This window comes from Flavobacterium sp. CSZ (assembly GCF_015350725.1).
Taxonomy (GTDB): domain Bacteria; phylum Bacteroidota; class Bacteroidia; order Flavobacteriales; family Flavobacteriaceae; genus Flavobacterium.
Map to the genome: position 1 here is coordinate 40,509 of NZ_JADKPQ010000007.1, position 26,353 is coordinate 66,861.

Sequence of the window (26,353 nt, forward strand, 5' to 3'; positions counted from 1 at the left end):
AGATGAAAAAATATTACCTGATTTTTATAATTGTATTTAGTTCAACTGTTTATTCACAGCAAATAAATGAATTTAGTTTTTTAAGGTATAATGATGTTATTTCAATTGATAGTACAAATCAAAATTTTTATTATAAAATCAAACAAATCGCAATATCTAAAAAGTCTAAGACCTTTCTTTTTTTAGGAGCTGAAAACAGAACGCAATACCAATATTTCGAAAATGAAAATTGGGATGAAGCGATCAAGGACGATAATGGTTTTATACTTAACAGGGCGCTTTTTTATGTTGATTTAAAAATAGGAGATTCATTTCGTTTATTCAGTCAAGTACAAAGCAGTACCTCAATCAGTAGATTAGATCCGAATCCATTAGAGGAAAATCCTTTAGATCTTCATCAATTGTTTTTTGATGTAAGGGTAAGGAATTTTAATCTTAGAATGGGAAGACAAGAACTATATTATGGATCGCAAAGATTGATTTCAGTTCGGGAAGGACCAAACAGCAGACTAGCATTTGATGCTATGAAAATCATGTATCAAAGAAACAATTTATCGGCAGATGCTTTTTATGGTTATAATGTCAAAAATAGATTTGGAAATTTTAATGATAGGATTGATTCAAATACAAAACTTTTTGGATTGTATACCAGCATAAAAGGAATTAAACATTTCAATAATATAGAAGTATATTTTTTTAACATAAGAAAATCAGAAAGCACGTTCAATACTTTTTCGGGACTGGAAAACAGAAATACAGTGGGTTCAAGAATTTGGGGCTCACATTCTAATTGGAACTATGATATAGAAACTGCATATCAATTTGGAAAATTTGACAGGAAAACCATTCACGCATGGACATTTTCAATTAATAATTCTTTTAATTATATGATAAATAAAAGAATTCAGAAAATAGGTTTTAAAACGGAATATATTTCGGGGGATAAAATTAAAAATGATGGTTCTATAGAAACATTTAATCCTCTTTTTCCACGAGGGGCATACTTTGGTTTAGCTGCTTTGATAGGGCCTTCAAACCTGATTGACATACATCCTTTTCTGGAGTTTCAGTTAACACAAAAATTAAACTTTTGTGTCGATTATGATATGTTCTGGCGGGCTTCAGAGAACGATGCTATATATCAGCCAAATGGTGCAATATTATTCAATAGTTCCAATTCGACTTCAAAAAAAATAGGAAATCAATTAGGAGCGTCATTTGAATATGCTTTTAATAGATACCTGAGTTTTACTTTGGAAGGCACTTGGTTTAACAGTGGGGATTTTATTAAAGATGTTAGTAATGGCAAAGACATACTGTTTACAGCCAGTACATTGACTTTAATTTTATAAAATGATTTCAGTAAGTAGAGAATTGAAAACAAAATTGAGTAACACAATAAATATAACTATAAATTTTTTAAAGATGAAAAAATCAATTACAACAGCGGCGGTAATTTTAATGACCGCTTTCGGAACTCCAACTCAGGCTAAAACAGTTAGCACAAACACAATTGTTATAGTACATGGAGCATGGTCTTCAGCAGCTGATTTTAAGAATGTTGAAGCAGAACTTAAAAAGAGTGGTAATGAAGTAATAACAGTAAATTTGCCGGGACATGGAGCAGACAATACACCAGTTGCATCATTGACGCTGCAAGGCTACGTAGATGTTGTTAAAAAAGCAATTGGAACAAGGAAAAATATTACTCTTGTGGGGCATAGTTTTGGAGGAATGGTTATCAGCGCGACCGCTGAGCAAATTCCCGGACAAATCAAAAAACTGATTTACCTTTGCGCATATGTACCAAATAATGGGGAAAGCCTTTTTTCAATTTCGGCGTCAGATAAAGAAACTCATATCGGGCAATACATTCAGCCTGATGAAAAATCAGGTGTGGTAGGAATTGCTAAAGAAGGCATTTTAGATTTTTTTGCAGCAGACGCGCCTAAAAAAATAGCCGATGGTCTGGTTGCTAATTTTAAGCCAGAGCCAATGGGACCACTTGCGACTCCAGTTGCACTTACAGCTGCTAATTTTGGTAAAATAGATAAGGTATATATTTTTACTGAATATGATCATGCTATAGGACTGACCTTGCAAAAAAGTATGGCAAAAATTGCCAATATAACAAAAACATATTCTTTACCTACGAGCCATACACCATTTTTCTCACAACCGACCGTAGTCTCAGCTATTTTAAGTCAGGAAGCAAAATAAAATTGCCGTAATGTAGATTAATATTACAATAAAATCTAAACATATTATCGAAACTTCTGTTCGTCATATTTAATATGATTAACGGAAGTTTTTTTTGTATATGATTTTTAATCTTCTGTTTTTCAATGTGATTACACTATTCAATCTTAAATGTAGTTACAAAACAAAATATTCTTTATCGATGTAAAGTGGCAAAACTTTTCAAATCTTAGTTTATTATAATTTTTAGTGAATTATTCACAGAAAAGCACGCTTTCATTAGGTGTAATTTTGTTTCAACAAGTAAAGGAACTCGTTTTTAGTTTCATCAGACTTCAAATTTGATAAGAAATATTCTGCGTTTTAATCTCTAAAAAAATAATAAAAGCATGAAAAAAATTAAAAATATAGTGCTTATGCATGGTGCATTTGCAGATGGCTCAGGATGGAGAGGTATATATGACATACTTACTAATAAGGGTTATAATGTTACGGTGGTACACAACCCGCTAACATCACTGGAAGACGGTGTTCAGGCTGTAAAAATAGCTTTAGACAAACTAGATGAAAGCGCTGTTCTTGTAGGGCATTCATATGGTGGAGCTATAATTACTGAGGCTGGTAATCATCCTAATGTAGCAGCATTAGTTTATGTAGCAGCATTTCAGCCAGGAGATGGAGAAACAGCTTTACAATGGATACAGACTGCTCCACCAGCAACAGAAAATGGTGTTCTGCCTCCAGATGAAAATGGTATTATTTATTATGAAAAGGATAAATACCACATGGGAATATGTGCTGATCTAAGTGCAGAAGATGCCAATTTTATGTATGCTTCGCAAGGTGCATTTTATGCTAAAGGATTTGTAACACCAATTAAAAATGCGGCTTGGAAATCAAAACCTGCATACGGCGTAATTGCAACTGAAGACAAGAGTATTCCACCAGAAATTCAGGAAGCAATGTACAAACGTTCCAAAACCATTTTCACATATGTGAAAGGAAGTCATGCAGTTTATATATCACAGCCTCAGCTTGTTGCAGATGTCATTATTTCAGCTTCTAAAATGGATTAATTTCAAAGAAGCAATCTTCTAAATAAACCTTAAACGGTTAAGGTAATATTCCAATTAGTAATATATAAAAACAGTCACAATGAGAAATTCTATATACTTAGTATTAATAATTATATTCTTCCTTTCTTGTCAAAAAGATAAAAAGGAAATTGACACTGTAACAGCGGATTTAATTGTTACCAATGGTAAAATTGCCATTATGGATCAAAACAACACCATTAGTGAAGCGATAGCAATAAAAAAAGGAAAAGTTTTAGCATTTGGAACTAATGAAGAGATTCTAAAATTAAAAGGGGACCAAACTAAAGTTATTGATTCTAATGGGCGTACCATTATTCCTGGATTGAATGATTCTCATTTGCATTTAACCAGAGGAGGGCGTTTTTATAACGCTGAATTAAGATGGGATGGCGTAACTTCTTTAAAAACAGCGCTAAGAATGTTAAAAGAACAAGCTGCCAGAACTCCAAAAGGTCAGTGGGTGAGAGTGGTAGGAGGCTGGAGTCCTTTTCAGTTTGAAGAAAAAAGATTTCCAACAACCCAGGAAATTAATGAAGCAACAGGAGATGTTCCGGCATTCGTATTATTTCTATATAGTCGAGGATGGATGAATAAAAGTGGTTTAAAAGTGCTTAAAATTGATGAAAACACTAAACCACCTGAGGGAAGCTCATATGAAAAAGGTCCGGATGGTAAATTGACCGGAGTATTATTAGCAGAACCAAACCCGACAATCCTTTATGCGGCAATTGGAGCATTGCCACCTATGACTGAAGAGCAAATGTTGAATTCTACAAAACAGTTTTACAGAGAATTGAACCGATATGGTATAACAAGCGGTATCGATGCGGGAGGTGGCGGGCATGCGTTTCCTAAAGACTATGGCGCGACAAAATTACTCGCAAATCAGGGAGAAATGCCTATACGATTGTCTTATTATTTATTTCCTCAAAATAAAGGAAAAGAGTTTGCCGAATTTCAAAATTGGATTTCAACGAATAAAGTAGGTAATAACGGAGAAATTCATTTGGACCATGGATATGAATTAGAAGGAGGCGGAGAATTTTTGACATGGAGTGCCGGTGATTTTGAAAATTTTTTAGCACCTCAACCTATACTAGAAGATAGACCATCTTGGAGAAGTGATATCAAAAAAGTGATTCGTTTGCATGTTGATAGTCATTGGCCGTTTAGAATTCACGCGACCTATGGAGAAACTATTGCTAATTTGCTGGATGTTCTTGAAGAAGTTAATAAAGAAACGAACGGGAAGTTAGCAAAAGAAAGATGGTTGTTTGATCACGCAGAAACCGTTACGGAGCAACAATTAAAAAGAGTTAAAGCGCTGAACGGAGGTATTGCGATTCAAGCCAGAATGGCTTATGCAGGAGAATATTTTGTTGAAAGATATGGAGTAGCTAAAGCACAATATGCACCGCCTTTAAAATTAATGATCAAAATTGGAGTTCCTATTGGGGCAGGTACTGACGGAACAAGAGTTGCGAGTTATAATCCCTGGCCTGCATTATACTGGATGGTTTCTGGCAAAACAGTGGGAGGATTACAATTAAGTGCTCCCGACAATTTACTTACCCGTGAAGAAGCACTTTTATTATACACAAAAGGTAGTGCCTGGGTATCAAAAGAAGAAGCTGTAAAAGGTACTTTAGAGAAAGGAATGTTTGCCGATTTTACACTATTATCGGATGATTATTTCAGCATACCAGAAAATAAAATCAAAGATTTATCAGCTGTTTTAACAGTAGTAGGGGGCAATGTTGTCTTTGGTGACAAAGAGTTTGCAAAACTAAGCCCTGCAATAGAAAAAGCAATTCCAGAATGGTCACCGGTCAATTTTTATGGAGGATATCAAAAAAAATAATTTACGCTTAGCTGCTTTAAACATTCAATCTGATAATTTCTCGATCGGGGAAAACATTCTGTAGACCATTTATTAAAAAACTAAAACAAATAAAATGAAGACAAAACTTATTATGTCCATCTTAACGATTATGTTTTTAACATGCTTTAAATCGTATGCAAAACATTCTGTAGAGAAAAAGGTGGCTTTACAGAGTACCCTTTACAAAGCTGTCGAATACAAAACAATTCTCGTTGATAGTTTAAAAATTTTCTACCGTGAAGCGGGCGAAAGAACTAAACAGACCATTATTTTATTACATGGATTTCCGTCATCGTCACATATGTACCGAAATCTGATAAATGAACTTGCTTCTAATTATCATGTAATTGCTCCTGATTATCCTGGTTTTGGGCAAAGCAGTGCCCCAACTCCTGGGCAGTATCAATACACATTTGATAACTTGTCCATTACAATGGAACATTTTATTGATAAATTAAAAATCAAAAAAACGAGTCTTTATATTCAGGACTATGGAGGACCCGTGGGAATGAGAATAGCAACAAGAAGACCTGAACTGATTCAGTCACTTATAATCCAAAATGCAAATGCCTACGTTGAGGGATTAGGTGAAATTCTAAAACCTTTGACTGCATATATTGAAAATCAAAATACCGAAACTGAAAAGGCAGCACGTTTTTTTCTGACCGTTGATGCCACGAAATGGCAATATACAGCTGGCGCGGAATCCCCTGAAAAAATAGCACCCGACAGCTATAGCATCGATCAATATTATTTGAACAGAGAAGGAAATGATGTTATCCAACTTGCCCTGTTTCGAGACTATGGATCTAACATAGCGCTATATGAAAAATGGCATCAGTATTTTGCCAAATACAAGCCACCAATGCTAATTATTTGGGGTAAAAACGATCAGTTTTTTATCGCCGCAGGGGCTAATGCATATAAAAATGATAACCCAAATGCTGAAATTCATTTATTAAACGGAGGTCACTTTGCATTAGAAGAACACCATTTAGAAATTTCTAAACTCATTCTAAACTTTTTGAGTAAAAAAGTTAGATAGAAAAAATCAGTACTAGATCATCAATTTAAAAATTGATCTAAAGTTTAATTAAAAAGAAGTTATAAAAATCAAACAGTTAAAAAAATTAACCATTAAATCTGAATCATTATGAAAAATTTAATTTTAGCAGCAGCAGTTGCATTGTCTTCACTAAATGCATTTGCACAAAAACCAAGTCCACAATTGTTAAACCCAAAAAATCATACTTTGATTTTAGTAGATCATGAAAGCCAGATGGCATTTGCAGTGGGTAATATGCCGGTGGATCAGCTAAGGACTAATACTGCCCTGGTTGCAGGCGCATCTAAGATTTTTAAAGTGTCAACTGTTATTACAACGGTAGCTGAAGAGTCTTTTAGCGGGCCGGTTTTTCCTGAAGTTTTGGAGTTTTATCCTAAATCAAGTACTAAGTATTTTGACAGAACCACTATGAATTTCTGGGAAGATGTTAATGCTTACAAAGAGGTTGTAGGGAAAGGAAATAAAACAATAGTAATGGGCGGCTTATGGACTTCGGTTTGTATTGTAGGACCTGCATTATCAGCCATAAATGATGGATACACTGTTTACGTGATCACGGATGCAAGTGGAGATGTGACTGATGAAGCTCATAATCAGGCAGTGACTCGTATGGTTCAGGCCGGAGCAAGACCAATTACCTCTATGCAATATTTATTAGAGTTGCAACGTGATTGGTCAAGATCAGAAACCTATACAGCCGTAACAGATTTAGTTCAAAAATATGGTGGATCATATGGAATTGGTGTTCAGTATGGCAGAGCAATGCTTAAACACTAATTAGCATAAAATAGAAATAATGATAAATATATATTCTTTATTACGTTCAAATTTGGGTACCAAATTGAATAACATTGTTTTGCTCTTTTTTAGGATTACCATTTCATGCGAACTAATTTATGCTCATGGGTTAAAAAAAATAGGCATTGGGACAGCACTAGCGGAAGTTGTCCCTAATCCTTTAGGACTACCCGAGGCATTAAATCAAGCTTTTGCAACAACTGCAAATCTTGTCATGCCTATTTTTATCATACTTGGCTTAATGACTCGTATAGCCACTTTACCAATTTTAGCGGTTACCCTGACAGGTTATTTTGTATTACATTTTAATGATCCGGCTCTGGTAAAAGATGTTCCCTTAATTTATAGTCTTTGTTTTTTACTAATATGCTTTATTGGCCCAGGTAGATATTCGTTAGATTATTATATCAGCAAGGAAAAATAAATAAAAATTTAAAACCAACAGTGTTAATAAATTAATTCGCTTTTTAAGATGGCAGCATTCTATTGGATGCTGCTTTTTATTTTAGGCTATGTATAAGAGTTAAAATTCTAAATAAAGCTCAAATCCAGATGGTTTTTAGTAGGCAAGATACCTTCTTTTAAATCAGTTTTTCTGGATGATTCGACTCCTTAGTTCTTTTTTATTTCAAGAATAAGAAAGGGAACTCTAATATCTTTATTTATTATAATTTTTGGTAAGAATATAACAGAAATGCAATTGTGTATAATGGCTAAGTTTGTGGTATAGAAATACTTAAAAATATAAATCATGGTAAAGAGATATCCAATTCCGCCCTTTACATTGGAGACGGCAATTGAGAAAATTCAATTGGCAGAAGATTCCTGGAACAGTAAAGATCCCTATAGAGTTTCGCAGGCATATACAGCTGACAGTGAATGGAGAAACCGTCATCTATTTATAAACGGCACCGAAGAAATTGTAGCATTCTTAACGGGAAAATGGTCAAGAGAACTTAATTATAAGCTTAAAAAAGAATATTGGGCACATACAGATAATCGAATAGCTGTTCGATTTGAATATGAATATCATAATGAAGAAGGGCAGTGGTTTAGGGCGTATGGAAATGAAAATTGGGAATTTAATGAAAATGGATTAATGCAAAGAAGATTCGCTTGTATCAACGATCTGCCCATAAAAGAAAGTGACAGAAAATTTATTTAATCAATTTAAAAATAGAGTTTAAAAAGTAAAAGTTTAATTAAAAAAAACAGTATTATGAAAACAAGTTACCATACAAGAAAAATTAATGGAGTAGAAATTTTTTACAGAGAAGCCGGTGATAAAAACAAGCCAACGCTAGTTTTGCTTCATGGATATCCAACATCATCCCATATGTTTCGAAATTTAATAAACGATCTGTCAGATGATTTTCATTTAATAGCACCAGATTATCCAGGATATGGCAGAAGTGAGCAGCCTCCAATTGCAGAGTTTGATTATACATTTGAAAACATGTCGAATATTGTTAAAACTTTATTAGACGAATTGGATATAAAGAAATTCAGCCTTTATTTGATGGACTATGGTGCGCCGATAGGTTTTAGAATTGCCAGTAGAAATCCGGATCAAATAGACACATTAATCATTCAGAATGGTTGTGCTTATGAGGAAGGTCTTGAAACTTTCTGGGATCCAATCAAAGTATATTGGGGTGATATAAATAACAAAGAAGCAGAAAATACATTACGCGGTTTTCACTCTCCAGATGGATTAAAATGGCAGTATACTCACGCTGTGCCAGATGCTTCTGTAATTTCGCCAGACAATTGGGAGATTGATTTGAGACATTTAGAGCGTCCGGAAAATGGCGCCATTCAATTGGCCATGTTCTACGATTACCAGACCAATGTGGTATTGTATCCTGAATGGCAGGAATATTTTAGAAAGTACCAGCCTGATACCATTGTTGTTTACGGAAAAGATGATTATATTTTTCCAGGAGTAGGAGCTGAGGCTTTCAAAAAAGACCTGAAAAATCTAGAGTTTCATTTGTTCAGCACAGGACATTTTGCACTTGAAAGTTTTGGGAGTGAAATGGGGGCACTTATCAAAGATTTCCTTTTGAGAAAAACAGGGAAATAATTAAGTGTAAAAGATGGGGCAGTTGAATGCCCCATCTTTTTTTATGCAATTAAACGAATTAAGAATAAGTTTATGTTTATGTTTTTTTGGTATTGGCTACTATAATCTTTTCTATTTCTGTTACCGAAAGATTAATACCTATGATAATACCTTTATCATCAATAAGATAATTATAGGGGATATTTTCTATTCCAATAATGCTTTTTAATTTTTGATCCTGATCTAATAGATTTACCCAATCTAATTTATCTTTTGTAATAGCTGCGCTCCATTGTTCTTTATTCTTATCTAAAGAAATTCCAGCTATTTCAAAATTAGCTGCTACAAATTGCTGTTTTAATGAAATAAGCTCATGGCTTTTTTTCTGCTGGGGCCACACCACGAAGCCCAAAAATCAATAAGCCCAAATTTTCCTTTAAAGGTATTTAAAATGAACAAAAGAACCATTTTGGTCTGGTAATTATTGGTTTTTCAGGTTTTCTTTTTTTTGCATTCTGCCTAAAGAATAACTTAAGGCAGATTTCATTATACATGTGATGATAAATAAAGTATAGCTGTAGAACGTAATGAATGAGGCTATATTGCTATGCTGAAAATTGCCTGAAGTTTAGCTTACCTGAATTTCAAAAGGTAGTATGTTGATCATAAAGCTCAATTTTTCTGCCGTCAGGATCAGCGATAATTGCCATAAATCCGAAATCTGTTATAGTGGGTTCGGATATAAAACGTAAATAGTTGTTCTTTAACTTCTCAGTAATTTCGGTAGAGTTGACAACTTCAAAACCTAAACGTAAATTTATATCTGGTTGCGATTGTTCCTTTGCTAAGGGATAAATCTCCAGAATTGTTTGCCCCATTATGGCGGCATAATGAAAAGGAGAATTTCCATGTTTATGATATTCAAATTTTAATCCAAATAAACCATAAAAATCAGCCAGTCTCTCAGGATTCCCTGTTCATAAAACTAATAGTCGAATGTGCATAAAGATAATTTTACATAGTCATTGGTACTTCCATCAGAAGTATTTCAGAAGCATCCGCCTGAGAAATTACTTCAAGAGAATCTAAATCCCAAGTACCCATACCATCTTTTTCGTTGAGCAAGGTACCGTTTACCAGAAAGCTTCCTTTTGTAATAAAGACATAAACACCATTACCTCTCTTTTTAATATGGTATGTACTGTTAAATTTATTATCGAAAATCCCCAGATGAAACCAAGCAGCCTGATGGATCCAAACACCCTGATCTTTAGCATTTGGAGATAAAATTTGCTGGAATTTATTATGACGGTCTTTTGATTTGAGTGTGATCTGATCGTATCTCGGCATTACGCTTTTTTTATTTGGGTAAAGCCATATTTGAAGAAACTTAACAGGTTTATCTTTTCTATTATTAAATTCACTGTGGTAAATTCCCGTACCTGCGCTCATCACCTGAATGTCACCTTTTTTGATAATGGCCACATTGTTCATACTGTCTTTATGTTCCAGATCACCATCCAGAGGAATGGATATGATTTCCATATTATCATGAGGGTGAGTACCAAATCCTTTTGATGGTTCTACAATATCATCATTGAGAACTCTGAGGACACCAAAATGCATTCTGTCCGGATTGTAATAAGAGGCAAAACTAAAAGTCTGATGTGTATCAAGCCATCCATGATTGGAATGACCTCTTGATTCGGCCTTGTGTAAGACGCTATTTCCTGTTACTGGAGTGTCAAGAGACGGCAAATGATTAAAACCTACAGGGTCTAGTGGTTTTATTTCGTCAATGTCATTCTGCATTATATTAGCAACAGCTGCTGAGGCAACAAACATTCCTGTTCCTAAAAGTCCTTTTTTGATAAAATCTTTTCTGTCCATCGTTTTTGAGTGTTTGGGTTCACAGCAAATTTCTATTATAAATGAAACCCGTGCATTGAACTAGGACAAGATTTCTAAAAATCAGGATTTAAGTTTTCGGGTTCGGATTTTTGATAAAAATTCAGGAGAAATACCCAGATAAGAAGCAATATAATGTTGGGGTACACGCAATGGTATAGTAGGATACGTCTGTAGAAATTCATCATATTTTTGTTCTGCCGTGTCAGTAATATTGTGAAGAAGACGATTTTGAGTAACTGCTAAATGGCGTTGCACCAAAATTCTGAAAGATCTCTCAAACCGTGGCGCGCGCTCAAAAAGCTGCTCTTTGGTTTCTGGAGTAAAGATTAAAAGATCAGAGTTTTCCATAGTTTCTATAAAGACATGGCTACCATCCTTTTCGTAAATGCTAAATGAAATATCGCTGATCCATGAATTTTCGACTGCAAATTGCAAGACTACTTCGAATCCATTTTCATCTATATAATATTTCCGGATACATCCACGAACCACAAATGCATCAAAAGTACATTTTTCACCTTTTTGAAGCATAATAGTCTTTTTTTTGATTTGCTTGAAATACAGTAATGAATTAAATATATCGAGCTCCTCTTGTGTGAAGGTCACGTATCTTGAAATAGCGGTATTAACTTGTGTAAACATTATAGATGCTAAGTTATCGTATTGAGAATAGACATTTATTCCTATAAATTTTTTTTTCGGTAATCTAAAGGAGTGAGTCCTGTATGTTTTTTAAAGAAAATACTAAAATAGGAGGTGTAGGTAAATCCTAACATATAGCCAATTTCTTTCATAGTGTATCGAGAATCCTGAATTAAAATCTTAGCTGCAGAGAGCGTTTTTTCAGAGATTAACTGACCAGCTGTTTTTCCGGTTTTTTCCTTTATGATGGTTGACAGGTAGTTTTCATGAAGCTGCTGCATCTCGGCATAATCTTTTATATGAAGAATATGCTTAACTTTCCCTTTTAGCAGCTGATCGTAGTGGAACTCCAGATTTTGTATAAAATCGTTTAAAATATCTGGATTTCGAGATTGGACATTATGTATACTATAACCTTCCCAGAATTCTTGTTTTATCTTAAGTAAAATTCGGGTAAGGAGATTTGCACATAATTTATTTTTAAGCGATGTATCCTTTTTTAGTTCTTGATAAATCAGTTGAATGATTGTTCTTAGCTCTTGTTGAAATTCTGGAGTGGTATGAAGTGGTAAATGTCTTTCAAACAACAAAAAAGGAAACGTCTTATATATCGAAATTCCTGCATATTTTACAATAAAATCTTCAGAAAATAATAAACCGTAGGTTTCAGTTACCTCATTAAATGTTAACTCTTGCAGGGTTCCGGGTTTATGTATAAATAGCATATTGGGTTCAATTTTTGCCGTTAAATCTTCGTATTGTATTGAACCATAGGAATCGATAACGATTCCCATTATAAAATGAGCTGCACGATGCGGCGGATAGGTCCATGGAAGTCTTTCTTTTGGGTGTACTATTTTTGAGATTATTAATGAAAAATCGTCGTCACCTATATGTCCCTCAGAGAAATTGCTTCCCATGATTTTTACATTATCGTAAAAATCATATGTTTCCTTATTTTTTATTTTAGCCATCTTTTTTAAAATGTAAGACTCTGTTGATAATTTAATATTAACCTGGATTTATATCCTTTGAATATGACAAGTAATCGTCTATAATCATTATTCAGCATTATATTTATGTACATTTTTTTGCTTTAGGAAAAACGTTACTCTGAAGATGAGTTCTGATAATGTTTTCTGTAGGCCCCTGGAGCATAGGAGGTTTGAGTTTTGAAAAAACTGTAAAAATAATTGAGGTCACTAAAATCAAAAAGAAAGGCGATATCTTTCATCGATTTTTCGGAATGTTTTAAAAGGTACTTGATTTCATCTATAAGTTTTTCGTTTATCCATTCGTTTACAGTTTTTTTAGTACAGCTCGTTACTATTTTACATAAATAGTTTTCATCCAAATTTAGTAATTGTGCGTGTTCCTTAATACGCATAAGTACTGAACAATTATTATTAATCAATTCGTTAAAATTAGTTTCCATATTATGACGAAAATCAATGATAATTTTATTGTTTTTTTCGTTATTTTTTTTAAAATTTATTTCATTTTGCTGTTCTAGCTGGACTAAAAATAAGAGGTTAAGTACCATGTTTGCCATGAGCTCTTCTTTATAACATGCATCTGACGTTGCTACCTGATATATTTCTAGACAGGTTTGCTCAAAATAATTCATTGTATCATCCGGAAGGCAGCAGCAATAACCATTTCTGGCATCAAAGTCTAAAATGTTATTAATTCCGCCAGGAAAGTATTTTAAGATAAAAGATTTAAGGAATGTTATATTGTAAACTTTTTCCATATCGTTCCAGTCAATTTTAAAAAAGGAATAGGGACAGGTTACTACCACATGATTAGGACGTAATTCAAACTTATTGTCGCCAACAGTAAAACTGCCATTTGCCTTAGTAACAATAGTGAAACTATAATAATCAGATCTAAAAGTTGGCGATTGAAAGGGGAATTTTAAATCCCATTCGTGAACTTTTACTATTGAAAACTCATCGTTGTCTATGTAATCATGAAAAGGAAGATTTAAAAAATCAAGCTGGTCTTTGTATTTGCTAATTGTGGTTAGTTGTGGTATCATGATTTTGGAAAATAAAGTTAAACAATTTTTAAATTATGAATTGGGAACTTTTATTTTTCAAAGATATCAGATATGAAAATTTCAGTAATACTCTTAAAGTGGCATTTACTTATAAAATTTAAAGATTCTATCTTCTATGTAGACTTTTCCTGTAAAAAGCGGGAGTTAGTGTAGTCTGGTTTTTAAAATAGGAATTAAAATAACGACTGTTGGTGAATTGAAACAGGTTAGCAATTTCTGCTATCGGCACAGATGTTTCGGTTAATAACATTTTAACTTCACTTAGAAGTCTGCTGTTTATCCATGCAGTTGGGGTTCTTCCTGTTTTTGTTTTAATTACTACTGAGAAGTAATCTTCGTTTAAAAATTGTAAAGCTGCAAAATCTTTGGCTCCTAATTGTTTTGGCTTTTTTCTTTCCAATATTTCATTAAAGTAGAGTTCTAAATCTCTGTGAAAGGTATTGACTACTGAATTATTATTATTATCAGTAAAATTGTGTAATTGATTTTGAAAAAGCTCTTTAATCTTGATAAGTAGAAATTCTACCATATTGCCAATTAGTACCATTTTCTGATCGGGACTACGGTGGATTTCTTTTTTAATCTGGTTTGTATTATACTTTATTATCTGGTAGTTTTCTGGATCTGCTTTTGTATAAATAAACGATTCGGAAAGTAAAAATGGAAACTCCTGATAGATATCAGAAAAGCACTGGTCAGCAAGAAATTTTTCGGTAAAACAGATAAAACAGGCTTCAGCTAAGTGATCGAATTTATAATTACGATGATGACCAGGATTTGTTATAAATATACCGGATGATTCTAAATTTATGACTTCATCATTATAAAGGTGTGTTGCACTGCCTTCATTGATTATAAAAATAGTAAAAAAGTTGGCTTTGTAATTATCGGGGGCATTAAGTAGTTTATTTTTATTCCATTGGTCAATTTCCTGAAGCATAAAATCTTCGCCTATTAATTCAGTTGAAGGCAGTCCGAACCAATCACAAATCTCTTTTAACGTATTAAATATGGGTATTTGCTTTTCCATTGATTTTTTTAATATAAAACTACTTAAAACAGATAAAATATTACTGTATCTATTTTAAAAAGTTGATTTTTTGTTAATTTTTATTCAGAATATGTTTATCTAGCTTGTTAATTATTTTTTTATTTATATAAAATCCTACATTTCAGTTTCTTACAGAGTGCATAATTACTAAAGAAAAATAAGGTTTGCTAATCTAACAGGGAAATAAAAATCAAATCTTAGTTTTTTATAATCATTAGTAAATTATTCACAGAGAATGAATTTTACATTCGGTATAATTTTGCTTCAGTAAGTAAAGAAGTTGATTTTAATCTTCTACTTAGATCTCTTCATCAGCTTTATAAGGAATGATTTTTATTCTTAAAAGAACAGGCAGTAATAATATTCATTATTTCTATTATCTGAAAAATCACAAAAAGGGATTGGGTTTATAAGTCAAAATAAAATCATGAATTAACCCTGTTTTTGGTTTAATCATTTCTTCACGGGAAATTACACAAATAAAAGGGAAAGCTGAAGCCCTGATAAAGTAAGCAAAATAAAAACTATTGTTATGAAAACCGTATTAAAAAAATTAAAATTAATGTCACTATGTTTAGGACTGACATTTATAATTCAAAGTTGTGGTCAAAAGGAAAAAGGATCTGCAGATGAAAGTAAAAAGGAATCCATTACTGTAAATGAAAAACCGGAATATTTCTTACTTCGTCCTGAGGCTGAAAAGGCATATGGTTATTCACATGCAGTAAAAATAGGCAATACGATTAAGATTTCGGGAGCTGTGAGTTTTGACGATCAAGGAAAGCCTGCAGCAAAAGGAGACTTAGCACAACAAATGAAAAATTGCTATTCGGACTTGGATAAAATATTAAAACATTATAACTGCACATTTGATGATGTCATTATGGAAAATATTTTCACAACCAACATGCCGTTATTTCTTGAAGTCTCAGGATACAGAAAAGAAATTTACAAGAAAAATTTTCCAACAGGGTCTTGGCTTGGTGTAAAAGCACTAGCATTTCCAGAATTAATGATAGAAATAGAATTGGAAGTTTATAAACCACAATAATTAGAAGAGTAGTAGTTAGTTATTCCTGCTTTATTTCTTTGTGAATTCCAGAATAAAGAACCGGACTCCAATATCTTTATTTTTTATAATTTTTGGCAAGAATATAACAGAAATGCAATTGGAGCCAATGTTTAAGTTTGTGGGATAAAAAAGCTTAAAAAGAGATTTAGTATTTCGCTGTTTAGATTAGGAAATTCAGTAAGAGAATCGGAAAATGAAATAATTTCATGTACTACATTATGAACCTTTTTATAATTTAAAATGTTATGGATTTTGAGAGTATGCATGCAGCTAAAATAAGTCATAAGGTTATAAGTATAGATTCGATAAAAATCGCTTATCGAGAAGCCGGAGAGTATGGAAATCCTATTTTGTTATTACTTCATGGATTTCCTTCTTCTTCGCATATGTTTCGAAATGTGATCCCTAAATTATCAAAACATTTTCATGTTATTGCTCCCGATCTGCCTGCATTCGGTTTCAGCGATGTTCCGAGTTTGGAAACGTTTAGTTATACTTTCGAAAATTACGCTACTATTGTTACCCATTTTATGGAAAAGTTAAAGATAAATAAAGCGAGCTTTTATCTTTTTGACTACGGTGCACCCATTTTAATGCGTTTACTAATTAAACGCCCCGAAATAATAGAGATGCTTATTTTTCAAAATGGAAATATTTATACTGAAGGGGTTGGTAATGTGTTAAAAGAAGTTAGTGAATTATATAAAAAGGATGATTTTGAAAACTATAGTAAACTAAAAAGCTTTTTTGAATTCGATTATACCAAATGGGAATACACAAATGGAACGCAGGATATTTCTAATATAGCTCCAGAAGCTTATTTTTTAGATCAGTTTTTAATGGAGCGGGAGGGAGTTAAAACGATTCAGATGGAAATAAAGAGAGATTATAGTAGTAATGTAGCGCTTTATCCTGTCTGGCAGGATTTTTTAAAAAATCTGCAACCCGTTACATTGATTGTGTGGGGAGAAAATGATCAAGTATTCAAAAAGGAAGGTGCGGAAATGCTCGGGAAAAACCTTGTTGATTCAAAACTTTTATTTTATCCTACAGGTCATTTTGCACTTGAGGAATTTGGAAATGATATAGCAGATGAAATAATAACATATTGGTATTTAAACTTTTAATAATTATGAGCAATTATTTTGAACTTTTCTTTTTATTTTTAATGGCCATCATAGGAGGTGCTGTGAATGTAACTATAGGAGGAGGCTGGTTTGTTATATTTCCAAGTTTGATTTTTAGAGGTATACAGCCTGTAACAGGAACTGCAACTACGACCATCATTCTTTTGTCCGGTTCTCTTGTCTCATCAAAAACCATTATAAAAACAAGGGAGATTTCTAAGAGGCATTTCAATTATATGGTTTTATCCTGTACAATTGGAGGAGTTACTGGAGCCTTTCTGCTCATAACCTTTTCGCATAAGGTGTTTGAAAATATTGCACCTTATTTATTGTTGTGTTCCTGGATTCTTTTTACTTTTTATAATCAAATACAGAATTATTTTAATTTGAAGTTTGCACTCAGAAAAGAGTTTAAATACTCACATACAAAACTAGTTCCGATATTTTTACTAGGTATTTATGGAGGATATTTTGGAGCAGGCATGGGAATGATCATTTTTATCCTGTACAGTTTTTACGGAATCAAAAGAAATGACACTCTGGAAAGATTAGCGTTTTTTTTAGTTGGAGCCAGTAATGGAATAGCGATTATTATTTTTATTTGTTCGGGGTTGATTTTTTGGCCTTTTGCGCTGGTAATGATAAGTGGGGCTATTTTGGGAGGTTATTTAGGAAATGCATGCAAAGAAAAAATTAATATAGCAAGGGTAAAAAAAAATGCAATTGTTATTGGGGCAACAGTCACCCTATATTTCTTATTATAAATTAAATACACTATCACATGAAAAGAATTGCAATTAATGGTTTTGGCCGTATAGGCAGGGCCGCGTTAAAAATTATTACTGATACGCCAAGTCAGGAAGTAGTAGGAATTAATGATCTGATGAGCATTGAAAATGCTGTTTTTTTACTGAAAAGAGATAGTATTTATGGCAAATATGAAAAAGAAGTATCGTTTAGAGAAGATACTATATTTATTGAAGAAAAGGCAATTAAATATACAACAATAAAAGATCCTTCAGAACTTCCCTGGAAATCACTCGGTGTTGATGTTGTAATCGAAAGTACCGGTTTTTTTACCAATAAACCCGATGCAGAAAAGCATTTGCAGGCAGGTGCTAAATTTGTAGTTATTTCTGGTCCTACAAAGGATACTCCTACTATTGTACACGGTGTGAATACAGAGGAAGGTAAAGTAGAAATCTTTTCCTGCGGAAGCTGTACAACGAATAATATTGGCCCAATCATAGAAATATTGGGGCGCCGTGTAGGAATAAAAAAGGCAATTTTAAATACGACACATGCTTATACTGCTTCTCAGACTTTAGTCGATGCTCCCTCTAAAAAAGAACCAAGAATGGGACGTGCAGCAGGGCTTAATTCAGCACCAGCTGCCACTGGTGCAGCGGTAGCAGTTACAAAAGCATTACCTGAATTTGTTGGCAAATTTGATGGTATTGCCGTGCGTGTTCCAGTACCAATTGGTTCAATATCTGATATTACATTCGTAACGCAAAGAGCAACTACGGTAGAAGAAATTAATGCGATTTTAAGCGAAGAAGCGCAAACGCCTCGCTACAATAAAGTCGTCGAAGTTAGTTATGAACAATTGGTTTCGAGCGACATAATTAAAAGTACTTATGCTGCAACTGTGGATCTAGAAATGACAAGAGTGGTCGATGGAGATTTGGTGAAGGTTATGGCTTGGTACGATAACGAATGGGGATTTACAAACCAAATGGTCAGACAAATTCAGGAGCTTTAAATATAATAAAAAATAAATTTGCAATGAATTATCAAGAACTAGCTTTCAGCGATGCCATAAAAGAAATTCAGGAAAAAAAAGGAAGTCGTAACAGCTATGCCCGAATGGAAAAAATGTCATATACCGATGGTCTTACAGAACAGGAGATAGCATTTATAGAAAATCAAGATAGCTTTTATATGGCTTCTTATGGTGAAAATGAATTTCCCTACATACAGCATCGAGGCGGACCACAAGGATTTGTAAAAATTATAGATGCAAATACGATTGGAATTATTGATTTTGTTGGGAATCGTCAATATATTTCGGTAGGAAATATTGCAAAAAATCCTAAAGTAGCCATTATTATGGTTTCATATCCTCATAGAGCACGTTTAAAAATTTATGCAGAAGCCCAAATCTTAGATGTTGAAGACAACAGTGATTTATATGAAAAGCTAAAACCTGAAGATTATAAGTTTAAGCCAGAACAAATAATGGTTTTTAAAATTAAAGCTTATGATTGGAATTGTCCTCAGCATATTACACAACGATATACAGTTGCAGAAATCAAAGAAGTTTTTGATCTTCAAAATAAACGTATTACTGATCTTGAACTGCAAATTAAAGATTTAGAGGCGCTTCTTTCAAAAAAGTAAAATAATACTAAAAACTATTTAAGAATAATAGATGTAAAACGCAATTTTTATTTCTTAATCTAGATCAATGGATGTTCGGGAATGTTAGAAGTAAATTTGTAATGAAATTACAACAACTAATATATAAATACCATGGAAAATAAAATTTTAGGTTTACATCATATTACGGGAATTGCAGGTGATGCAAAACGCAACTTTAACTTTTACGCTAATATACTGGGATTACGTTTTATAAAGAAAACGGTTAATTTTGACGATCCCGGAACTTACCACTTTTATTTTGGTGATGAGGTAGGAAGTGCAGGAACTATCTTAACTTTTTTTCCTTGGGGAGAAGGAATTCAGCAAGGCAGAAAAGGTTCTGGAATGGCAACCGAAATTGGTTATTCTGTTTCAAAAGGAAGCCTTGATTTCTGGCAGAAACGTTTTGAGAAATACAACGTAATTTATAATAAACCAGCTGAAAAATTTGGAGAAAAATACCTTACTTTTCTTGATCCTGATGGTTTAAAATTAGAATTAATTGAATCTAAAACAGCTGATAATAGAAAACCCTGGGAAACCGATGAAGTAAAAGAGGATGTAGCGACAAAAGGTTTTCATAACATTACTTTGACTTTAAATAACATAAAAGCAACTGCTGCAATCTTAACAGAAATTTTTGGCTACAAATTGATTGATCAGGACGTAAACCGCTACCGTTATGCAACAACTGCTGTAGAAAATGCTTCCATTGTTGATTTAGTGGAGCTGACTGATGAAAAAAAGGGTATCGTTGCCAACGGATCTGTTCACCACGTTGCTTTCCGTGTACAAAATGATGAAATTTTAATGCACTTCCGTGAAAAAATTGAAGCATACGGATTGTCAATTACACCACAAATAGACAGACAATATTTCCATTCTTTATATTTTAGAGAACCGGGAGGAGTTTTATTTGAAATCGCAACAGATAATCCCGGATTTACAGTAGATGAAAGTTTAGAAGAATTAGGTCAAAACTTAAAGCTTCCTGAGCAGTACGAATCTCAAAGATCGAGTATTGAAAAACATTTGGTTACAATTAATTAAATTAAAATTTTAGATAAACATAAATAAATTAAAACATTGCCCATGATTGCTTACAAAAATATTTTTTTACTGGCCTTAGCAGCATTCTTTTTAAATGCATGTAATAAAGAAAATACCGTAGGAAATAAAAATACGGATTTTAGTATTTATCTGGCAGACAATACTTCTGGTATAAAAACGGGAGGCGTAAAGGTGCTGCAAATTAATACACCAAAAGGTAAATTTAATGTATGGACAAAGAGAATTGGAAATAACCCAAAGATTAAGTTATTATTACTTAACGGAGGACCGGGAGCAACGCACGAGTATTTTGAGTGTATGGAAAGTTTTTTACCGGCAGAAGGCATTGAGTTTATTTATTACGATCAGCTAGGAACCGGTAATTCTGATAACCCAAACGATCCGGCACTTTGGGATTTGCCGCGTTTTGTTGAAGAAGTAGAGCAGGTACGTCAGGCACTAAAACTGGATAAGGACAATTTTTATTTATTAGGACACTCATGGGGTGGAATTTTAGCGGCGCAATACGCCCTTAAATATCAACAAAATATAAAAGGGCTTATTATTTCAAATATGATGATGAGTGCTCCAGAATATGATAAGTATGCCAAAGAGGTACTGGCAAAGCAACTAGATCCAAAAGTTTTAGCCAGAATCAGGGAAATCGAAAAAAACAAGGATTTTGAAAATCCGAAATATATGGAATTGCTTGTGCCTAATTTTTATTCGAAACATATTTTACGTTTAGATGCAAGCTTGTGGCCGGAACCTGTTAATCGTGCTTTTAGTAAAATTAACCAATCACTTTATGTTACGATGCAGGGACCAAGTGAATTTGGTCTTTCAGGTAAACTTGAAAAATGGGATGTTACAAAAGAACTTCCTAAAATTACAGTACCAACATTATCAATTGGTGCAAAATACGACACAATGGATCCGGAACATATGAAATGGATAGCGACAGAGGTTAAAAATGGAACCTATTTGTATTGTGACAAAGGAAGTCATATGAGTATGTATGATGATCAGCAAACCTACATGAAAGGTTTAATTAAATTTTTAAAAGATACAGATCATAGTAATAATTGAAAATGGATCAATGCGTATTGTTGTGGGGAAATATTAAAATCTCGATATTTGTATTTTAAGATCCCCCTAATGCAAGATTCTTTTATCGACCTTCTGAAGTTATTATTACCTGAGATAATAGTAGATTACTTTGAACTTACTTCTTATAAAAAGGAAGGCGAAACCCTACATCTTTATTTAAAAGAGATTAATTCGATACCTAAAGAATACCGAGAATCAAAATTGAGCTCAAAAGGATTCTTTGAAGAGATAACGGTTCAGGATTTTCCTATCCGTGGACATCAGGTATATCTTCATATCACTCGCAGAAGATGGCTAAATGAAGATACTGGAAAGATCGTTTTTAGAGATTGGAATTTAGTAGCAGACGGAACTCGTGTAACCCAGGAGTTTGCGTCTTTTTTAAAAGAGATCAATCGATTCAAGTCCAAATGATTGTAATACCATTGCCTCTTTCTACGGAGTTTCTGGTAGAAATCTGCAATGTCAGTACAAAGATTTTCTAAGTGATTTCAAAGTTTGGGATCAAATATCACATGCTAAAAAATGGCTTCTCTTTCCACAAAATATTGGAAAGCGTTTATCAATAGATGAAACTTCTCTTTCAAATGGTGAACTCTATACTATTTTAACCAACAAATCCGGTAAAGGTAGAAAAGGAACTATAGTGGCTATGGTTGCAGGAACTAAAGCAGAAACAGTTATCTCAGTTATTGAAAAAATCGCTCTTAAACAACGAAATCTAGTCAAGGAAATCACTCTGGATATGGCGGGAAATATGGGATTGATAGCTAAAAAGTGTTTTCCTAATGCTACTCGCGTTACAGACCGATTCCATGTTCAAAAGCTAGCTACAGAGGCCCTGCAGGAAATAAGGATTAAACATCGTTGGGAAGTTATCGATCTGGAAAATGATGCTATTGAAAAAGCCAAAAAATCAAAAGTAAATTTCGAATCTATACTACTTTCAAATGGGGATACCCTTAAACAATTACTAGCCAGAAGCCGCTATTTCTTGTACAAAACCAAATCGAAATGGACTCAAAATCAAACAGAACGTGCTGCGTTACTATTTGAATTGTATCCTGATATTCAAAAAGGATACAATCTAACTCAAGAGCTCCGTAGCATCTTTGAGAATACAAAAGACAAAATCATAGGTTTTGCAAAATTAGCCAAATGGCATGAAAAAGTAAATCAATCTGGGTTTAAGTCTTTCGGTACAATCTCTCGTACCATTATGAATCATTATCAAACCATATTAAATTATTTTGACAACAGAAGCACTAATGCCTCTGCAGAATCATTCAATGCTAAAATAAAAGCATTCAGATCAAAATTCAGAGGTGTTAGAAATATAGAATACTTCCTTTTTAGGCTAACTAATATTTATGCTTAATTTTTAATGCTCCTCAGGTTTTCGTGTTGATCCTTGAAAATTTATCGATTGATCCGATTTTGTTCGATTTTATAAATATTGAAAAGTGGTATAAAAGAAAAAACCCTGCAAATGTTTGGATTTGCAGGGTTTACATCTTTTTTTAGGCTTTTTTGAAAACTTTGAAAATCTTCTTTTTCCTTTGTTTTCGGGCCTTTGCGGAGAAAGAGGGATTCGAACCCCCGGACCTGTTACAGTCAACAGTTTTCAAGACTGCCGCATTCGACCGCTCTGCCATTTCTCCAATATGTCGCTGTCATTTGATGATTGCGAGTGCAAATATAGTGCGCTTTTCCGATTATAAAAACTTTTTTAGTGCTTTTTTTTACTTAATTTTTAAGTGTCTAATTATCAGTATTTCTGTCAAAGAGATTTTCGAAAAAATTAGTCTAAGTCGTCTAAAATTGGCGTTGGTTTTTTGTTTTCATCTACTGCAACAAACGAAAAAGTTCCTGAAACTACTGTTTCACGAAGTTCTGAATACATTTGTTCCATAAAAATATCAACATGAATTTTACAGCTTGTTCTTCCAACGCTATCTACTTTTGCCACTAATTCAATTAAAGTACCTGCAGGAATTGCTTTTTTAAAGTCAATTTGACCTGTGGATATCGTCACTACTTTTTTACGGCTGAAACGCGTGGCGCAAATAAAGGCCACTTCGTCCATAAGATGAAGGGCTGTTCCTCCAAATAAGGTATCATAATGATTGGTAGTACTGGGAAAAACAGCTTTGAATATACGTGTCTCAGATTTTTTAATTCTTTCTTCTAATGTTCCCATGTGTTAATAGCTTACGTATTCTGTAATTTCAAGTCCGTATCCAATCATTCCTACACGTTTTGTTTGTTCTGTGTTGGATACGAGTCTAATTTTTGAAATATCAATATCATGCAGGATTTGAGCTCCAATTCCGTAATCTTTGCTGTCAATGATCACTTTTGGTGCCTTCATTGTGCCTTCAGACTGTAATGTTTTAAGCTCAGCAATTCTGTTTAGTAGGTTTACGGCGGTCATATCCTGATTAATGAATAATACGGCACCTTTACCATTTTCATTAATTACTTTAAACATATCGTCTAGCTGCTGTTCAGCATTATTAGTCAAAGTGCCTAATAAATCATTATTTACCTGTGAAGAATTAATTCTTGTCAAAATTGGTTCTCCAAGATTCCAAGTCCCTTTTGTAAGAGCGATATGAATTTGTTTATTTGTGGTTTGCTCGTAGGCCCTTAATCTAAAAGTTCCAAAACGGGTCTCGATATCAAAATCTTCCTTTTTAACGATAAGACTATCGTGTTGCATTCTATACGCTACTAAATCTTCAATCGAAACTAATTTCAAATTGAATTTCTTAGCCACTTTTACCAATTCAGGCAAACGAGACATAGTTCCGTCTTCATTTAGGATTTCACAAATCACACCAGCGGATTTAAATCCTGCCAATCTTGCAAAATCAATTGCGGCTTCTGTATGGCCAGTTCTTCTTAGTACGCCACCTTGTTTGGCTACCAAAGGAAAAATGTGTCCCGGTCTTGCCAGTTCGTGTGGTTTTACATTTGAATCTGTTAATGCTAATACTGTTTTGGATCTGTCAGCTGCAGAAATTCCTGTTGTTACACCATGTCCTTTTAAATCGACAGAAACTGTAAAGGCAGTTTCCATATGGTCTGTATTATTGGTAACCATTGGTCTTAAATCCAGTTCCTTACAACGGCTTTCTGTTAATGGAGCGCAAATCAGTCCACGTCCGTGAGTAGCCATAAAATTGATCATCTCAGGTGTTACTTTTTCGGCTGCAGCCAGAAAATCACCTTCGTTTTCACGATCTTCATCATCCACTACAATGATTACTTTACCTTGACGAATATCTTCTATAGCTTCTTCAATGGTATTGAGTTGTATTTTTGTTGTTGACATAATTATTTTTGATTTTGAGCTGGAAAAAACCGCTCTGAAATTTTTTGAAACAGTTGTGAAATTGGAGTAGTAATGGCGTCAAAGTTGATTAATCCGTTATCGTTTGTAGCGCGATAGGTTAATAGTATAGCCAATGGCGATAATACGAAAGAGGACATCCATGAGCCCATAAAAGGAGACATTCCGCCTTCCTGGGAGAGCCTTTTTCCAAAAGTATTTATAAAGTGAAAAGTAATGAAAATTAAAACCGCAAAGACAATTGGCAAACCAAGTCCTCCTTTTCGGATAATAGCCCCTAATGGAGCTCCAATGAAAAACATTAAAAAGCACGCAAAAGCAATTACAAACTTCTCATACAAAGCCGTTAGGTGTTTGTTGATGTCTCGCTGTTTGTCTTTTAGGTCTTTTTGAGTAGTTTCGATCGAATAGATATTACTGGTCACGTTACTGCCGGCCATCTTCAGGATATCTGATTTTTGTTTAGTGGTATACAAAGACAAAATATCATTTGGTAAGGGCTTTTTCTTTTTATCGACCTTAATGGCAATTGGAGATTTTCGAATACCAACGCGCTGGTTGATATTCTCTGAGAAAGAAAGAATCTCATTGTCCAGATTCTTATTCAAAGAATCCAAGGTGTAGCGCAATTCGTTTACATTTAGCATGGCGTTTGTACTACCTACGCTTTCTTTGTCTTCGTCGACCTTATTTAGCTCGGATAAATCTATATTGATCACCTGTTTTTTAAAAGCTGCTTTTACAAAAGGCAATTTGGCCCGATCTTCGTATTTTGTAGGTGTAACGTCCTGATAGTAATAACCATCGTTTAGCACCAGTTTTAAGATGCTGGACTTCTCGCTGCTTATTAGTTTACCATCTTTTGCCTTAATAACGGTTTTGTTCTCACCAACGTTATTGGGTTTCTCGTGGATGGTAACGCCGGTTAGGATATTTCCGTTTTCACCTGATTTTTTGTTCACTTTTATATTATAAAAACCAACATCGCTGAATTGACCCTCGGCAATAGCCATTGCGGGCTTGGCCTGTGCGATGTTTTTTCTAAAATTCATGAATTTATATTCAGCATAAGGAATCACATTATTGGCAAACCAAAATGCAACGATGCTTAAAACAAAAATAAAGACAATCAAACCCCTCATGGCTCTCTGCAGGGATATCCCGGAAGATTTCATGGCGGCAAACTCGTAGTTTTCGGCTAGATTTCCAAAGGTCATAATCGAGGCCAATAAAACCGATAGGGGTAAAACCAGCGGAATGATTCGGGGCATGGAGAACAACAGGAATTTTACAACTAGGATCAAATCCAGATCTTTACCTGCAAGCTCTGAGATAAAGAGCCAGACAGTTTGAAGTATGAATATAAAAAAAAGGATTACAAATACCGTAGTAAATGTAATCAGGAATGTTTTTAGTAAGTATTTGTCTAAAATTTTCAACCT

At 33.7% G+C, this 26,353-nt stretch carries 27 protein-coding genes, 1 tRNA gene and 1 pseudogene; 18 read left to right on the top strand and 11 right to left on the bottom strand.

Annotation, left to right across the window (positions count from 1 at the left end; genetic code table 11):
* The first annotated feature begins 2 nt into the window (after positions 1-2).
* The 9 genes from IRZ78_RS09540 (at position 3) to IRZ78_RS09580 (ending at position 9,128) form a co-directional block, all read left to right on the top strand.
* Positions 3-1,352, top strand: coding sequence for an alginate export family protein (locus IRZ78_RS09540; protein ID WP_194616316.1), 1,350 nt, complete (start codon positions 3-5; stop codon positions 1,350-1,352).
* Between the two features lie 73 nt (positions 1,353-1,425).
* Positions 1,426-2,220 (top strand): alpha/beta hydrolase, encoded by a 795-nt coding sequence (locus tag IRZ78_RS09545; RefSeq protein ID WP_194616317.1) that lies wholly within the window; start codon positions 1,426-1,428, stop codon positions 2,218-2,220.
* 395 nt (positions 2,221-2,615) lie between these two features.
* Positions 2,616-3,275, top strand: a complete 660-nt coding sequence (locus IRZ78_RS09550; RefSeq protein WP_228520422.1) for an alpha/beta hydrolase — start codon at positions 2,616-2,618, stop codon at positions 3,273-3,275.
* A 79-nt stretch (positions 3,276-3,354) separates the two neighbouring features.
* Positions 3,355-5,157: an amidohydrolase gene (locus IRZ78_RS09555; protein WP_194616319.1), complete on the top strand. Its 1,803-nt coding sequence runs from the start codon at positions 3,355-3,357 to the stop codon at positions 5,155-5,157.
* Positions 5,158-5,251: 94 nt separating this feature from the next.
* Positions 5,252-6,223: an alpha/beta hydrolase gene (locus IRZ78_RS09560; protein ID WP_228520423.1), complete on the top strand. Its 972-nt coding sequence runs from the start codon at positions 5,252-5,254 to the stop codon at positions 6,221-6,223.
* A 108-nt stretch (positions 6,224-6,331) separates the two neighbouring features.
* Positions 6,332-7,021, top strand: coding sequence for an isochorismatase family protein (locus tag IRZ78_RS09565; RefSeq protein WP_194616320.1), 690 nt, complete (start codon positions 6,332-6,334; stop codon positions 7,019-7,021).
* 19 nt (positions 7,022-7,040) lie between these two features.
* Complete coding sequence (locus IRZ78_RS09570; RefSeq protein WP_194616321.1) at positions 7,041-7,466, top strand: DoxX family protein; 426 nt, start codon at positions 7,041-7,043, stop codon at positions 7,464-7,466.
* Between the two features lie 327 nt (positions 7,467-7,793).
* On the top strand, positions 7,794-8,207 hold the full coding sequence (locus IRZ78_RS09575) for a nuclear transport factor 2 family protein (RefSeq protein WP_194616322.1): 414 nt from the start codon (positions 7,794-7,796) through the stop codon (positions 8,205-8,207).
* 54 nt (positions 8,208-8,261) lie between these two features.
* Complete coding sequence (locus IRZ78_RS09580; RefSeq protein ID WP_194616323.1) at positions 8,262-9,128, top strand: alpha/beta hydrolase; 867 nt, start codon at positions 8,262-8,264, stop codon at positions 9,126-9,128.
* Positions 9,129-9,204: 76 nt separating this feature from the next.
* Here IRZ78_RS09580 and IRZ78_RS09585 read toward each other — a convergent pair whose 3' ends face one another.
* The 7 genes and pseudogenes from IRZ78_RS09585 to IRZ78_RS09615 form a co-directional block, all read right to left on the bottom strand.
* On the bottom strand, positions 9,205-9,510 hold the full coding sequence (locus IRZ78_RS09585) for a thioredoxin-like domain-containing protein (protein WP_194616324.1): 306 nt from the start codon (positions 9,508-9,510) through the stop codon (positions 9,205-9,207).
* A 241-nt stretch (positions 9,511-9,751) separates the two neighbouring features.
* A pseudogene (locus IRZ78_RS09590) lies at positions 9,752-10,069 on the bottom strand (VOC family protein); the annotation flags it as partial.
* A 52-nt stretch (positions 10,070-10,121) separates the two neighbouring features.
* The gene (locus IRZ78_RS09595) at positions 10,122-10,997 is read right to left on the bottom strand and encodes a pirin family protein (protein ID WP_194616325.1); all 876 of its coding nucleotides are present in this window, start codon (positions 10,995-10,997) and stop codon (positions 10,122-10,124) included.
* Between the two features lie 81 nt (positions 10,998-11,078).
* On the bottom strand, positions 11,079-11,660 hold the full coding sequence (locus IRZ78_RS09600) for a Crp/Fnr family transcriptional regulator (RefSeq protein WP_194616326.1): 582 nt from the start codon (positions 11,658-11,660) through the stop codon (positions 11,079-11,081).
* Between the two features lie 41 nt (positions 11,661-11,701).
* Positions 11,702-12,634, bottom strand: a complete 933-nt coding sequence (locus tag IRZ78_RS09605) for an AraC family transcriptional regulator (RefSeq protein ID WP_194616327.1) — start codon at positions 12,632-12,634, stop codon at positions 11,702-11,704.
* 134 nt (positions 12,635-12,768) lie between these two features.
* Positions 12,769-13,701, bottom strand: a complete 933-nt coding sequence (locus IRZ78_RS09610) for an AraC family transcriptional regulator (protein ID WP_194616328.1) — start codon at positions 13,699-13,701, stop codon at positions 12,769-12,771.
* Between the two features lie 127 nt (positions 13,702-13,828).
* Entirely contained in the window at positions 13,829-14,752 is a 924-nt protein-coding gene (locus IRZ78_RS09615) for an AraC family transcriptional regulator (RefSeq protein WP_194616329.1), read from the bottom strand.
* A gap of 553 nt (positions 14,753-15,305) precedes the next feature.
* On the opposite strand from IRZ78_RS09615, the gene IRZ78_RS09620 reads away from it, so the two are divergent.
* From IRZ78_RS09620 to IRZ78_RS09660, 9 genes are all read left to right on the top strand, one after another.
* On the top strand, positions 15,306-15,824 hold the full coding sequence (locus IRZ78_RS09620) for a RidA family protein (RefSeq protein ID WP_194616330.1): 519 nt from the start codon (positions 15,306-15,308) through the stop codon (positions 15,822-15,824).
* A gap of 266 nt (positions 15,825-16,090) precedes the next feature.
* The gene (locus tag IRZ78_RS09625) at positions 16,091-16,972 is read left to right on the top strand and encodes an alpha/beta hydrolase (protein WP_194616331.1); all 882 of its coding nucleotides are present in this window, start codon (positions 16,091-16,093) and stop codon (positions 16,970-16,972) included.
* A 5-nt stretch (positions 16,973-16,977) separates the two neighbouring features.
* Positions 16,978-17,736 (top strand): sulfite exporter TauE/SafE family protein, encoded by a 759-nt coding sequence (locus tag IRZ78_RS09630; RefSeq protein WP_194616332.1) that lies wholly within the window; start codon positions 16,978-16,980, stop codon positions 17,734-17,736.
* 17 nt (positions 17,737-17,753) lie between these two features.
* On the top strand, positions 17,754-18,737 hold the full coding sequence (locus tag IRZ78_RS09635) for a glyceraldehyde 3-phosphate dehydrogenase NAD-binding domain-containing protein (protein WP_194616333.1): 984 nt from the start codon (positions 17,754-17,756) through the stop codon (positions 18,735-18,737).
* 23 nt (positions 18,738-18,760) lie between these two features.
* A complete protein-coding gene (locus IRZ78_RS09640; RefSeq protein ID WP_194616334.1) occupies positions 18,761-19,375 on the top strand; it encodes a pyridoxamine 5'-phosphate oxidase family protein in 615 nt (204 codons plus the stop codon).
* Positions 19,376-19,507: 132 nt separating this feature from the next.
* Positions 19,508-20,446: a ring-cleaving dioxygenase gene (locus IRZ78_RS09645; RefSeq protein WP_194616335.1), complete on the top strand. Its 939-nt coding sequence runs from the start codon at positions 19,508-19,510 to the stop codon at positions 20,444-20,446.
* Positions 20,447-20,488: 42 nt separating this feature from the next.
* Positions 20,489-21,535 (top strand): proline iminopeptidase-family hydrolase, encoded by a 1,047-nt coding sequence (locus tag IRZ78_RS09650; protein ID WP_194616336.1) that lies wholly within the window; start codon positions 20,489-20,491, stop codon positions 21,533-21,535.
* Between the two features lie 69 nt (positions 21,536-21,604).
* On the top strand, positions 21,605-21,970 hold the full coding sequence (locus IRZ78_RS09655; protein WP_194616337.1) for a transposase family protein: 366 nt from the start codon (positions 21,605-21,607) through the stop codon (positions 21,968-21,970).
* Positions 21,971-22,013: 43 nt separating this feature from the next.
* Positions 22,014-22,934 (top strand): transposase, encoded by a 921-nt coding sequence (locus IRZ78_RS09660; protein WP_228520434.1) that lies wholly within the window; start codon positions 22,014-22,016, stop codon positions 22,932-22,934.
* A 198-nt stretch (positions 22,935-23,132) separates the two neighbouring features.
* On the opposite strand, the gene IRZ78_RS09665 is transcribed toward IRZ78_RS09660, so the two are convergent.
* The 4 genes from IRZ78_RS09665 to IRZ78_RS09680 form a co-directional block, all read right to left on the bottom strand.
* A tRNA-Ser gene (locus IRZ78_RS09665) sits at positions 23,133-23,217 on the bottom strand.
* A 140-nt stretch (positions 23,218-23,357) separates the two neighbouring features.
* On the bottom strand, positions 23,358-23,756 hold the full coding sequence (locus tag IRZ78_RS09670; protein WP_065450764.1) for an acyl-CoA thioesterase: 399 nt from the start codon (positions 23,754-23,756) through the stop codon (positions 23,358-23,360).
* Between the two features lie 3 nt (positions 23,757-23,759).
* Complete coding sequence (gene ribB, locus IRZ78_RS09675) at positions 23,760-24,893, bottom strand: 3,4-dihydroxy-2-butanone-4-phosphate synthase (RefSeq protein ID WP_194616338.1); 1,134 nt, start codon at positions 24,891-24,893, stop codon at positions 23,760-23,762.
* A 2-nt stretch (positions 24,894-24,895) separates the two neighbouring features.
* Positions 24,896-26,350 carry an LptF/LptG family permease gene (locus IRZ78_RS09680; RefSeq protein ID WP_194616339.1) on the bottom strand — a complete coding sequence of 485 codons (1,455 nt, stop codon included), beginning with the start codon at positions 26,348-26,350 and terminating at the stop codon, positions 24,896-24,898.
* Positions 26,351-26,353: the final 3 nt, after the last annotated feature.